General features: G+C 45.8%; 2 protein-coding genes. One reads left to right on the forward strand and one right to left on the reverse strand.

Annotated elements, in window-relative coordinates; translation table 11 throughout:
- Positions 1-159 precede the first annotated feature (159 nt).
- Positions 160-507, reverse strand: coding sequence for a cupin domain-containing protein (locus LGT40_RS00665; protein ID WP_226069685.1), 348 nt, complete (start codon positions 505-507; stop codon positions 160-162).
- Between the two features lie 181 nt (positions 508-688).
- Between LGT40_RS00665 and recQ the strand changes: the two genes are divergently transcribed.
- Positions 689-2,815 (forward strand): DNA helicase RecQ, encoded by a 2,127-nt coding sequence (gene recQ / locus LGT40_RS00670; protein WP_226069686.1) that lies wholly within the window; start codon positions 689-691, stop codon positions 2,813-2,815.
- The last annotated feature ends 217 nt before the right edge of the window (positions 2,816-3,032 follow it).

Raw genomic sequence — 3,032 nt, forward strand, 5'->3', positions numbered from 1 at the left:
TCGGGGAGCCGCAGGCCAGCACAAGGGGTGCCTTTTCTTTTGGTTCGTTTTCTTTGGGCAAACAAAGAAAATGAACTCGCCCCATAGGGCGAAACCTTATGCCAAAAACATTTTAATTTGTTGGGTTTTGCAGGCTCAACCTAACATACCCGGAAGACCTTAAGCGTTTGATTTAAATTTATTTTTCAAAATTTTAAAACGACTGAGAGCACACTTCACAAAATTGCCGTCTTTATGTTTGAATTGCTTTTTCAACGCTTTTTTAACTTCCCAGGTACCTTTATACCCATTCGGGAATACCACTAAATCACCCGCTTTAAAGGTCGTAGCGGGGCCACCATCGTTAGGCGTCATAACACATTCACCTTCAACGATATAAGCGATTTCTGTAGTGACAAACGACCATGGAAAAATCGATACGCCTTTTTCCCATGTTGGCCAGTGAGTAACGCCCAGTTGTTTTAAACGTGCTTCGCTGGGGTTGCTATCCACTGTAATTTCTTTCATTTTATTTCCTAAAGATTGAGATGTACTTCCAAAAACGGACTGTTTTGGGAAAAACGATTAATGTTTAGCCTGCGCTATTTTGCCTGCCTTTTAACGATAAACCGAATTTATCAACCACATCCCATGTTAAACCAAGAGCAATTTGCCATAATGCCCCTTTCCTTTTCTCACTGAAGTTCTTATGCAGCATGTCGGGCAACCCGCGCTGGAAGTGTTACAAAACGTTTTTGGTTACAGCGCTTTTCGTCATAATCAGCAAACTATCGTTGACCACGTAACTACCGGTGGTGATGCCCTGGTGTTGATGCCGACCGGTGGTGGTAAATCACTGTGTTATCAACTCCCGGCACTGATTCGCCCGGGAACAGGAGTGGTAGTTTCACCATTAATTGCCTTGATGCAGGATCAGGTGATGGCGTTGCAACAACTCGGTGTGAACGCAGCATTTTTAAATTCCAGTTTATCGGCTGCTGAAGCCTATGCTGTTGAAGCACAGCTTGAAGCCGGACAGATAGATTTACTTTATGTGGCACCCGAGCGTTTATTAAATGAACGCACGCTGGCGATGCTGGCACGAATACAGATTTCATTGTTTGCAATTGATGAAGCGCATTGTGTGTCGCAATGGGGCCATGATTTTCGCCCGGAATATCAGCAACTGCGCATTTTGCATGAACGTTTTCCAGATATTCCGCGTATTGCCCTGACCGCCACGGCCGATAAACGCACTCGCGCTGAGATCATCGAACAGCTCAATCTGCATGATGCCAATGTCTATCTGAACAGCTTTGATCGCAGCAATATTTTTTATGCCATTGCCGAAGCCAATCAGGCCAAACAACAGCTTTGGCAGTTTATTGAAAGCCAGCATGCCAATGATGCGGGGATTGTTTATTGCCTGTCACGTAAAAAGGTTGAGGCAATTGCTGAGTGGTTGACCGATCAGGGCCGAGTGGCCTTGCCCTATCATGCTGGTTTATCATCGGAAATGCGTGCTAAGCATCAGCAACGGTTTTTACGCGAAGAAGGCGTGATTATTGTTGCCACCATCGCGTTTGGTATGGGTATTGATAAACCCGATGTGCGGTTTGTGGCGCATTTAAATCTGCCAAAGAATATTGAAGCGTATTATCAGGAAACCGGCCGCGCAGGTCGTGATGGCTTACCGGCCAATGCCTGGATGGCATACGGGCTGCAAGATGTGATTACCTTACGTCAGTTTATGCAAAACTCTGATGCACCGGACATTATTAAACGGGTTGAACATCATAAGCTGGATGCCATGCTGGGCTTATGTGAATCCATCAGCTGCCGGCGGCATGCCCTGCTCGCCTATTTTGATGAATCGTCACCGGAAACCTGTGGTCAGTGTGATAACTGTCAGAACCCGCCAGAGCACTTTGATGCCACCGAAGTTGCCCAAAAGGCCTTGTCGTGTGTGTATCGCACCGACCAGCGCTTTGGGGTGAATTATTTAATTGATGTGTTGATTGGCAGCGACGATGAACGCATCAAAACCAATCAGCATGATCAGCTGAGCACGTTTGGGATCGGCTCCGAACTGACAGCAACCCAGTGGCGCGGTATATTTCGGCAACTCATTGCCACCGGGCACCTGGATATTGATATCAATCGTTATGGCGCCTTACGCCTGACTGAAAAATGTCGGGCAATTCTGCGTGGTGAGCAAAAATTACTGCTGCGTAAACAGCAAGCCAAACAAACGCTGAGCAAGAAAGAGAAAAAACAGGCCAGTGTGCGTCCACAGGATCAGAATTTATGGGAAGCATTACGTCAGTTACGAACCGAGATCGCCCAGCAAAATGGGGTACCGCCCTATGTGATCTTTCACGATTCAACATTACAGGAGATGTGTCAGACCCGCCCTACTGATATGCAGGCCATGGCACGTATTTCCGGGGTTGGCGCTCAGAAACTGGAACATTACGGTCAACGGTTTATAGCCGTGATTCAGCAGCATCCATTATCAGAATTATTAAATAACGGCTTACGCGATACGGTGAATCAGACGTTGATATTGCATGAACAAGGACTGAGCCCTGATCAGATCGCCAAACATCGTGAGTTAAAAGTCAGCACGATATACAGTCACCTGTCAGATGGCATTGAAGCCGGACTGCTGGATGTTAAAAAAGTGCTGGATCTGGCTGATAATGAATTTAATGAAATCATCTCGACCATTGAGTCACTTGGCGATGAAGCCGATAGTTTAAAAGCCGTTTTTGAAGCTTTAGATGAAGCTTATGATTATGGGGTGATTCGTTGTGTTAGGGCTTCTATTTATTAAATTTTTCAATGTGATTTTAAATTCTGACTCTTACCTTGGTCGGCAATGGGAGTTATAAACGTTTTACGTAGGTCGGATTGAATTCAATGAAGCCTAACAATTGAATAAGTTTGGCTTTGAAGGTTTCGCCCTATGGGGCGAGTTCATTTTCTTTGTTTGCCCAAAGAAAACGAACCAAAAGAAAAGGCACCCCTTGTGCTGGCCTGCGGCTCCCCGA

Source organism: Methylophaga pinxianii (assembly GCF_020447225.1).
Lineage (GTDB): Bacteria > Pseudomonadota > Gammaproteobacteria > Nitrosococcales > Methylophagaceae > Methylophaga > Methylophaga pinxianii.

Coding starts and splice junctions, on each gene's coding strand:
- LGT40_RS00665 (WP_226069685.1), bottom strand. CDS start 507: ATGAAAGAAATTACAGTGGATAGCAACCCCAGCGAAGCACGTTTAAAA.
- recQ (WP_226069686.1), top strand. CDS start 689: ATGCAGCATGTCGGGCAACCCGCGCTGGAAGTGTTACAAAACGTTTTT.